This is a genomic window from Microcoleus sp. BM001215392 (assembly GCF_036700185.1).
GTDB lineage: Bacteria > Cyanobacteriota > Cyanobacteriia > Cyanobacteriales > Microcoleaceae > Microcoleus.
Genome location: NZ_JAUBOJ010000310.1, coordinates 1 through 9,607 on the forward strand (window position 1 = coordinate 1; position 9,607 = coordinate 9,607).

Genomic DNA, 9,607 nt, shown 5'->3' on the forward strand with positions numbered 1-9,607 from the left:
TATCTTGATTTTGCTTCAGCAGCTTTGGGTAATGGTTTTGGAGTGTAAGAAGACTACGATTTCCACGCGATCGGCATTACCGATCGCATTAGCATACATGATGGCTAATCCCGATCTGGATAAACCGAGATTTGGGATGTTGACGAATGGTGATGATGTGTTGTTTGTGAAACTGATGGCTCAACCTACGCCCGAATACGGGTTATCGCGGGCATTTTCGATTTATACTGTACCAAGTGAATTGCGATCGGCGTTTCAAGTCTTGAAACATTTAGGACAAGGTATCAGTATTATTTAAGTTACGGTGGCCGACTAAAAATATCTCTATTTTTGCTTGGTAGGTTTCTCGCGAGATTGCATAATATACTCGATCGCGATCGTAATAATCAAAGTTATGCTGGTATTTCATCCCTACTTTTTCCATTACCCGTCGCGAGGCGATGTTTTCGGTATCCGCAACGGCGACAATTTTGTCTAGTTTCAATACCTCAAATCCATACTTGAGGCTAGCCGCTGCAACTTCTGATGCTAAACCTTTCCCCCAATACGCCTTTTCTAACACGTAACCGACTTCAACTTCAGATGTTTTGCCTAAGAAGCGCAGCCCTCCATCGCCGATCAATTGGTGATTTTCTTTATTAACAACAGCCCACAAACCGAAACCGTGTTTTTCCCAATCTGCGATTATCTCAAATAAATCGGCTGCTGTTTCTTCTCGATTCCTAACGCCTCTACTCAGATATTTCATCACTTCTGAATCGCTGTAGATGCGGTACAAATCGTCTAAATCGTCTGGCGTAAATTGTCTCAGATACAATCTGGCTGTTTCTATTTGTTGCATGATGGACAATCACTATTCTAGCAGGAAAATTGAAGGCATATCCTGGGGGTTCATCTCTATGAGTGCAAGGGCGAAGCATTTCGGCAAACAATTTGTTAGTCATAACCAGAGATTTATTGCCGAAATGCTTCGCCCCTACGAATATATTTGCATAAATGAGATGCACCCGAGGCTTGTAACAAATAGATGGGTAAAAGCAAGGTAACTCACACCCTACAAAACTACTTTGCTCCTATCTTTGCTACCAGCGTTTTGCAGCTTTCAACTAAACGGATAAATTCTGCCCGATAGCCTTCCTTATCTTGACCTTTTGCTTGATTTGCCAGCCTCAATACTTCATCAAAATTAGCGGTTCCCTTGTATTCAGAATCTCTCAAAACCATCCCGAAAGCAGCTACAGCAGCAGCAAACCTGAAGTTGGCAGAGGCATTTTCTAGTTTCACAGGTTTGTCGATTACTGACTGCGCAATCAACTGACTTACCGTCTCGTTAGGTTTTTTATAACGCAACTTTACCTGCATCAACTCGTCAGTTTGAGACGCAGAAGCAGTGGCTGGATTCGGTTGATATTTTAATGGATCGACTTCCGGCAATTTGACATCGCTGGCGACACCAACCGGAATAATTTCGTAAATTGCCGTTACCGAATGTCCAGCACCTAATTCACCCGCATCTTTTTTGTCATCGTTAAAGTCTTGATTTTGCAAAACTCGATTTTCGTAACCAACTAAACGGTAAGCTTGGACTTTAGCGGGATTGAATTCTACTTGAATTTTCACATCTTTGGCGATGGTAAATAGCGTGCCTCCCATTTGAGTGACTAATACTTTCTTGGCTTCCAGCAAACTGTCGATATAAGCATAATTGCCATTACCTTTATCGGCTAGCTGTTCCATTTTGGCATCTTGCAAATTGCCAGTACCAAATCCCAAGACGCTGAGAAAAACTCCTTGTTCTCGCTTTTCTTCGATCGTGCGAACGAGTTCGCCATCGCTGGAAACGCCGACATTAAAATCGCCGTCTGTTGCCAGAATAACGCGGTTGTTTCCTTGTTTGATAAAATTGTCTCTAGCAACTTTATATGCAAGTTGAATACCCGCTCCGCCTGCGGTAGAACCACCTGCTTCTAGCTTGTCAATGCTATCTAAAATCTTTTCTTTTTGGTTGCCCGGTGTTGGGGGCAAGACTAACCCGGCGGCTCCGGCATAGACTACAATGGTGACGCTATCTTTGGCTCGCAATTCGCTGACGAGATATTTCAAAGATGCTTTGACTAACGGTAATTTGTCGGGCGAATTCATGGAACCGGAAACATCTATGAGAAATACCAGATTGTTCGGTGGTAAATCTTTGGTGGAAATGCTTTTTCCTTGCAAGCCGATGTGGACTAATTTGTGTTGGGGATTCCAGGGAGCATTGGCGACTTCTGTATTGATTGAAAAAGGTCGATCGCCCTTTGGCTGCGGATAGTCGTAGGTAAAGTAATTAATTAGCTCTTCGAGGCGCACTGCATCTTTGGGCGGCATCACACCGCTGTTGATAAAGCGTCGGACATTGCTGTAGGATGCTGTATCTACATCAATGCCAAATGTGGAAAGCGGGTGGTTGCTAGGCCGCTGATAGGAGTTGTCATAAATGCGGTTGTATCCTTCGCGATCGAATTCTTGTCGGGGCAAGCTTGAAGGGGATTGCTGTTTAGTTGTTGGCGAATTAATGCCACCAAAATTCCTAGTTCTTAATGTATCTTGTCCTGTAAAATTCCCAGGAGTGCGATTGTCAAGGTTAAGTCTCACTCGTTGAGAGGGATTTGTTTGGGGAGAAGGCGGTGGTAAAGGTACAGAATTGGGTTCTGAAAGTGGGGGATTTCGATTTTGTTCCAATTCAGCACTGCGAGATTCTAAAGCCTCCACTCTGTCTGGAATCCGTACTAAATCAGTGGCAAATTCCGATCGCAAACGTTGCACAATTGCTAAATCTTCGGGGCTGACTGTTGGCGTACCTGCTGCGATCGCCCGATCGACGTTTACCAAACAACTATTTAAACTTACCGCAAACTCATAGCGTTTTAAAGGTCGATCGCCTAAAGTAGTACCAACCGGGGAGACAATCGGACAACTGTAGCGTTTTGCTAGGGATAGTAGCGCCTGAAAAGCCCAGCTATCCGGTGCAATTTGGGCCAATTGAGAGACATTTGCTGGGGTTGGTGCGTTGGTTTGGCGATCGACTTCCAGGGCGATCGTACTTTTGGGATTCATCCAGCAAAAAGTTAAAATTACTGGACTTAGCAGCACTATTTGCAACAAAAGTTTACGCATAGACTTTTACTCCCGAAGATATGTCGATCGCGATCTAGAATAATATACTACATCAGTTTCATAATAACGAGCGTTGTTTTCATATTTGAAACCAACTTTCTGCATCACCCGATGGGAGGCGATATTTTCCGGGCGGGCGATCGCAACTATTTTCCCAAACTTTAATATTTCAAATCCATAGTTTAGACTAGCCAAAGATGCTTCTGTTGCCAATCCTTGATTCCAATATAATTTGTCGAGGGTATAGCCAAACTCAATTTCCGGTGTTTTGTCCAGAAAACAAAGTCCGCAGCGCCCAATCATTGTACGATCTATTTAAAGTATAATTTAATTGAGTCTATAAAAGTCACCCAAGAACTGAGGTACCGAAAGATATTAATCTGTAGAGTGCGTCGCTGCGACCGCTTAGATTGAAATTGTAAATAATAGATGGCGACGCACATCCAGAAACCAGATCGAGGCTATATTTGCTACAATTATTAGTTGGGTTGTTAGCTGAAAGTGGGGGATTTCGATCGCCATCTTTAACCGAAATATCGCTCAGAGGAGGATTAGTTGTTCTGGGAACAACAAACGGAAGCAGTGCTAAGTCAGAGGCAAATTCCGATCGCATTGGAGAGCAACGCCCAGAAACGCAGTTTTTGTGCTGGTGCTATCCGGATTATTAGGTATTATAGCCGGATTTAAGAGTCAGGAGCATTGCCCTGAGACTGTCAAACGATCGGGAGCAGGATCGTCTCTACTCTGGGAAACTTGACCGAAAGCAATTTGGTTACAAGCCCCCGGATTTATACGTGGAGAGAGAAACATCTTAATTCTCTTTGCAAGCCCCCGGATGTATCTGTAGGGTCGCTTTCTTCAATCTAAAATCTAAAATCTAAAATCTAAAATCGCTTGACGGGTGAATGGGATTTGGAGAGAAATTTTACACAATTTTGAACTATGAACTCAGACTCAGAATTTATTTGGGAAGTCGCAGTTAAATTTGCAAACGAAATAATCAATATCAAAACAAACAAAAATTTAAGTAACCTTGAAGAGGACGTGTTCAAAGGTTGCTGGGAAGATAAGGATTATCAGGAAATCGCCGAAAAGCTTGGTTATTCTATTGGTCACATTACTGCGGTTGGTAGTAAATTATGGAGCAAGCTTTCAGAAGCATTAGGAGAACCAGTTAGTAAAACAACTTTTCGGCAACCGTTGAGAAGAGAATGGGAGAAACGACGCATTCATAGCACCACACCTGCACCTTTAGTAGAAACGCCATTTCTGAAATCAATAGAGCGGGATTTTACTTTTTATATAGAGCGCCCTCCTATTGAAGAACGTTGTTACTCAGAGATTGTCAAGCCCGGATGTTTGCTGCGAATTAAAGCGCCTTGGCAGACAGGAAAAACGGAGTTAATCTCAAGAGTTATGGATTATGCCGAACAAAAAAGATATCGAACAGTAGTTTTAAATTTGCGAGACGCCACCAGAGAAGATTTCAGTAATTTGGATAAATTCTTGCAGTGGTTTTGTAATATCATCGCCGACAGATTAGAGTTGACTGCCAGCGTCGAAGAACAGTGGCATAAAAGTATTGGTAATAGCAAGATTAAATGTCGCAGCTACTTTGAGAAGTATGTGTTACCAGGAGACACTCCCTTAGCCTTAGCTTTAGATGAGGTAGACCGAATTTTTCCGTATCGGGAAATTGCCAGCGAGTTTTTAGGGATGTTGCGAACTTGGCATGAAGACGCTAAAACTCGCCAACTCTGGCGACAACTTCGGCAAGTTGTGTTGCATTCAGAAATCTACACTGAGGTTGATATCAATCAGTCTCCGTTTAATGCTGGATATGAGATGACATTAACAGATTTTAACCAAGAGCAAGTGCTAGATTTAGCACGGAAGTATAAACTAGACTGGGAGCTAGCAAAAGTTACACAATTAATGGCTATAGTGGGAGGACATCCCTATTTAGTGGGAGAAGCGATCGAACATATAGCGCAACAAGATACAACGCTTGAAGAATTGCTGAAAACATCTCACACAGCATGGGGAATCTACAGCCGCCATTTAGAAAGACACTGGAGGAATCTGCAATCTAATCCTGAACTGGCTGGTGCTTTTCAAAAGATAGTTCTGGCTGATTCTCCGGTAGAATTTAACTCCCAGTTAAATCAAAGTATGGTAGTGAAATTAAATGAATTGGGACTGGTGAAGCTTTTGAACAATTGTGCAATTGCACGTTATGAATTGTACCGCCAGTATTTTCGCGATCGCTTTCAAGATAACCTATGAGTGCAACACACAACAAAAGTAACTCTTATCAAGTAGGGGGAAGTCTGCCAGAGTCTGCTCCCACTTATGTAGTACGAGAGGCAGACTCCGAACTGTATGAAGGGTTAAAAAGCGGTTCTTTTTGTTACGTTTTAAACTCCCGACAGATGGGTAAGTCGAGTTTGCGGGTACGAACAATGGCAACCATGCAACAAGAAGGATATGCTTGTTGTGCAATTGAAATGAGGGATATTTGCAGTTATGAAGTAACACCAGATGAATTTTTTGGCAGTTTTCTCAGCCTGTTAGTAAGTGGATTCAATTTGGAAGTCGATCCTGGAGACTGGTGGTACAAATATCAATATCTGCCGCCATCAATGCGATTGAGTAAGTTTGTCTCAGAAGCAGTGCTCGACAAGGTTAATCAAAATATTGTTATCTTCGTCGATGAAATCGATAATGTTCTGAATCTCAAGTTTAAAGATGATTTTTTTGCATTTGTTAGTAGCTGTTATAATAAACGTGCAGATCGTCCAAAATATAATCGCCTCACTTTTGCGTTACTGGGAGTGACAACACCTGCGGATTTGATTGCTAATCATCATTTTACACCTTTTAACATTGATAGTCTTGCCGTTGAACTGGCTGGTTTTCAGCGAGAGCAAACCGAGCCTTTAGAGCAAGGATTGCTTGGGGTAGTTGACAATCCCAAAGCAGTGTTAAAAGAAATCTTAAAATGGACGGGCGGGCAACCGTTTCTCACACAATGGCTGTGTCAACTGGTTAGTACATATTCTTTATGCTTTCATCCTCATGATGAATCAGATTTAGTAGCTACAATTGTACAGAAACGGATCATCGAGAATTGGCGGGCGCAGGATAAGCAGCAGCATTTACAGACAATATGCGATCGCATCCTTAGTAACGAACAGCGAATCTCTAGATTGTTGGGATTGTATCAACAAATTTTGCGAGCTGGTAAAATTGTCAGCGACGATAGCTTTGAACAAATGGAATTACGGCTATCGGGGTTAGTAGTTAAGCAGCATGGATTTTTGAGAGTTTACAACCGGATTTATCAATCTGTCTTTGATGAGGCGTGGGTTGAGAAAGAGCTAGCTGCCGTGCGCCCTTATGCAGGGGCGATTAGTGCTTGGGAAGCATCTTCATGTCAAGATTATTCACAGCTTTTGCGCGGGCAAGACTTGCGGAATGCTCAACAATGGGCTGTTGGTAAAAGTTTAAGCGATTTGGATTATCAGTTTTTAGCAGCAAGCCTAGAGTTGGAGAAGCAAAATATTCAAATTGCTTTAGATGCAGAACAAGAAGCCAGTCAGATATTAGGTGAGGCTAACCTAACGCTACAAGAAGCTAATCAGACCTTGACTCAGGCACAAAAGAAAGCTCGGCGGATAATTGGCTTTGGGTTCTCTGTACTGGCGATCGTCTTTGTTGCGATCGTAATCTTAGTAAAATGGGCAGACATCCGTGTCAGGAAAGCAGAGCATCAAAAAAATTTGACAGAAATCGCTGAACTAAATGCTTTATCTAAAGTTGAACTTTACTCAAACAATCAGCTTGAAGCATTATTATATAGTGTAAAAGCAGGTAGTCAATTACTCCAAACAGATGCACCGACAGCTCTCAAAAATAAGATTGAGAAGCAACTCAAACAAGCGCTCGACGAAGTACAAGAACGCAATCGATTGGAGGGACATAAGGGTACAGTCTTCAGTGTTAATTTTAGTCCAGATGGCAAGACTATTGCTAGTGGTAGCGTTGATAAAACTGTTAAAATTTGGGGAATTGACGGCACTTTACTCAAAACTTTAGAAGGGCATAACGCCACCGTCTATAGCGTAAGTTTTAGCCCCAATGGGCGACTGCTTGCCTCAGCTAGCGGTGATAACACCATCAAACTTTGGAGCCTGGAGAGCAACCAAGTTAAAACTTTGTCTGGTCACAGTGAACCAGTCTTAAGCGTATGTTTTAGTCCCGATGGACGACTACTTGCCTCAGCTAGCGATGACAGCACCATCAAAATTTGGAGCCTTGAAAGGGGAAGTTTACTCACAACCTTAAAAGGGCATCAAAAGTCGGTCTTAAGTGTGAGTTTTAGCCCTGATAGCAAGACTATTGCCAGTGCTAGTTCGGACAATACAGTCAAACTTTGGAGCCTTGATGGCAGAGAGCTTAAAACCTTAAATGGTCATAGTGATACGGTCTTAAGCGTGAGTTTTAGCCTTGACGGCAAAACCATTGCCAGTGCTAGTTTAGACAAAAAAATCAAGCTGTGGAATAGAGATGGCAGCTTGAGTAGAACCCTCGAAGGACATGACTCTGGAGTATATAGTGTAAAGTTTAGTCCTGACGGTAAAACCCTTGCTTCAGCCAGCGGTGACAAAACAATCAAACTATGGAGTAGGGCGAATGGTAGCGAACTCCTGACCTTCAAGGGGCATACTGGTGGAATCATTAGTTTAAGCTTCAGCCCCGATAGCAAAACCATTGCTAGCGCTAGCGAGGACTATACTATTAAATTATGGAGCACCGATCGTACTTTGCTCAACACCCTCAAGAGTCATGACAATCGAGTTTTTAGTGTGAGTTTCAGTCCCGATGGCAAGACTCTTGCTAGTGCCAGCGTTGACAAAACTGTCAAACTTTGGGGTAGTAAAGGTCGTCTCCTAAAAAATTTAGATCGGCATATTGATAAAGTTTATAATATAAGTTTTAGCCCCGATGGCAAAACCATTGCTAGTGCCAGTGAGGACAAAACAATCAAACTCTGGAGTCTCGATGGCAAAGAACTTAAAACCCTAAATGGTCATAGCAATGCAGTCACAAGCGTAAGTTTTAGTCCTGATAGTAAGACTATTGCCAGTGCCAGTGATGACAAAACAATCAAACTCTGGAATCTTGATGGCAAGCAACTTAAAAGCTTAGAGGGGCATAACGCGGCAGTCAAAAGTGTGAGTTTTAGCCCTGATGGCAAGACAATTGCTAGTGCTAGTTATGACAAAACCATCAAACTTTGGAGTAAAGACGGCAGGGAACTTAAAACTCTCAAGGGTCATCAAGATGTGGTTAACAGCGTAAGTTTTAGCCCTGATGGCAAGACTATTGCTAGTGCCAGTAATGACAAAACCATCAAACTTTGGAATCTCGATGGTAGAGAACTCAAGACCTTAGAAGGACATAGTGGTAGAGTTTTTAAAGTAACTTTCAGCCCCGACGGCAAGACGATTGCCAGTGCCAGCAATGACAGAACAATCAAACTTTGGAGTCTGGATGGCAAGGAACTTAAAACCTTTAAGGGACACGATCGTGGTGTCGGCAGTGTAAGTTTTAGCCCCGACGGCAAAACCCTTGCGAGTGCTAGTTTCGATAAAACCATTAAAATCTGGGATCTTGATGGTTTAGAATTGAAAACTTTAAATTTGGAACAACTTTTAGCATCCGGTTGTGGTTGGCTGCACGATTATTTGAACACCAACACTCATTTTAGCAAGAGAAGTGAGTATCATCTTTGTGATGACATGAAGACAAGCACATCTCAAGAACGGGCTAGAAGCCCGTTCCACAAAGAGTGAGTTTTCTTGTGGGGTGGGCATCCTGCCCGCCCGTAAAAGGCTTATTGAAAATGGTGCAAGATCTCAGTATTAACCATTAATTTTTTAAGATCTTACGATCGCAAATGCCACCGGGAGGATGGCACGTATCTTCTGGTTGAGCCTTCTGAGCCATGTATAAACCACCATCTTGCTGGAGATTACTCAATACACTACGTTCAGTCGGTTGTACAGATGAAAACATCTGTTTAGCCAAGCTTAGACCTGTAATTACCATCAATGTTGGCAACACCATTAATCTTGCCAACATCATCGTTCTCATGACAAGTTTATTTTCCATATCTAGTTAAATTTTGACCTATGAATTAAGTATTCATTCTCGTTTGCCAGTAAATTTCCGGAAAAAAGAGCCCGAAAAAAGCCACAACGTGAGAGTCACAAGTGGAGAACATAAATAATATCAATTCCGGTTGCACCGGAATGATAAATCGGACACTCCAAAAGCCCTTCTTCGTGTCAACTTAAGCTGTGAGTCCACCATTCCTCCCACTCGCCCAGCAGTCCGCCAGGGAATCAATTCCCCCTCTTATAGCGAAAGTCCTCTCAAAGAGGAC

General features: G+C 42.6%; 7 protein-coding genes and 1 pseudogene. 4 read left to right on the top strand and 4 right to left on the bottom strand.

Annotated elements, in window-relative coordinates:
* Positions 1–298 (top strand): annotated as a pseudogene (locus tag QT974_RS25665) (type I restriction endonuclease subunit R); the annotation flags it as partial.
* On the opposite strand, the gene QT974_RS25670 reads toward QT974_RS25665, so the two are convergent.
* From QT974_RS25670 to QT974_RS25680, 3 genes are all read right to left on the bottom strand, one after another.
* Positions 272–841: a GNAT family N-acetyltransferase gene (locus QT974_RS25670; protein ID WP_333471236.1), complete on the bottom strand. Its 570-nt coding sequence runs from the start codon at positions 839–841 to the stop codon at positions 272–274. The pseudogene QT974_RS25665 and the gene QT974_RS25670 overlap by 27 nt on opposite strands.
* Positions 842–1,062: 221 nt before the next feature.
* Positions 1,063–3,156 carry an iron uptake porin gene (locus QT974_RS25675; protein ID WP_333471237.1) on the bottom strand — a complete coding sequence of 698 codons (2,094 nt, stop codon included), beginning with the start codon at positions 3,154–3,156 and terminating at the stop codon, positions 1,063–1,065.
* Positions 3,157–3,162: 6 nt separating this feature from the next.
* A complete protein-coding gene (locus QT974_RS25680; RefSeq protein ID WP_333471238.1) occupies positions 3,163–3,459 on the bottom strand; it encodes a GNAT family N-acetyltransferase in 297 nt (98 codons plus the stop codon).
* Between the two features lie 164 nt (positions 3,460–3,623).
* On the opposite strand from QT974_RS25680, the gene QT974_RS25685 reads away from it, so the two are divergent.
* The 3 genes from QT974_RS25685 (at position 3,624) to QT974_RS25695 (ending at position 9,014) form a co-directional block, all read left to right on the top strand.
* Positions 3,624–3,824, top strand: a complete 201-nt coding sequence (locus tag QT974_RS25685) for a hypothetical protein (RefSeq protein WP_333471239.1) — start codon at positions 3,624–3,626, stop codon at positions 3,822–3,824.
* Positions 3,825–4,098: 274 nt separating this feature from the next.
* Positions 4,099–5,442: an AAA-like domain-containing protein gene (locus tag QT974_RS25690; protein WP_333471240.1), complete on the top strand. Its 1,344-nt coding sequence runs from the start codon at positions 4,099–4,101 to the stop codon at positions 5,440–5,442.
* On the top strand, positions 5,439–9,014 hold the full coding sequence (locus QT974_RS25695) for an AAA-like domain-containing protein (protein WP_333471241.1): 3,576 nt from the start codon (positions 5,439–5,441) through the stop codon (positions 9,012–9,014). The genes QT974_RS25690 and QT974_RS25695 overlap by 4 nt, the downstream gene beginning before the upstream one ends.
* Before the next feature lie 76 nt (positions 9,015–9,090).
* Here QT974_RS25695 and QT974_RS25700 read toward each other — a convergent pair whose 3' ends face one another.
* Positions 9,091–9,333 (bottom strand): hypothetical protein, encoded by a 243-nt coding sequence (locus tag QT974_RS25700; RefSeq protein ID WP_333471242.1) that lies wholly within the window; start codon positions 9,331–9,333, stop codon positions 9,091–9,093.
* Positions 9,334–9,607: the final 274 nt, after the last annotated feature.